A 221-nucleotide genomic window follows, 5' to 3' on the forward strand; every position below is an offset into this window, starting at 1 on the left:
CCCTTCACGTCCACGGTGATCTTCTTCGAGAGATCCCCCAGGGCGACTGCCGTCGTCACCTCGGCGATGTTGCGGACCTGCCCGGTCAGGTTTTCCGCCATGGAGTTAACGTTGTCGGTCAGATCCTTCCATGTGCCGCCGACGCCTTCGACACGGGCCTGGCCACCAAGTTTGCCTTCCGTGCCGACCTCGCGTGCGACGCGCGTCACTTCCGAGGCGAA

The 221-nt window shown here is 63.8% G+C and carries 1 protein-coding gene; it reads right to left on the reverse strand.

Annotated elements, in window-relative coordinates:
• Positions 1-221 (reverse strand): HAMP domain-containing protein (locus DH10_RS35875; RefSeq protein WP_192385954.1); only part of this gene is annotated, 221 nt, incomplete at both ends.

This window comes from Mesorhizobium silamurunense (assembly GCF_014843825.1).
GTDB classification, from domain to species: Bacteria; Pseudomonadota; Alphaproteobacteria; order Rhizobiales; family Rhizobiaceae; genus Mesorhizobium; species Mesorhizobium silamurunense.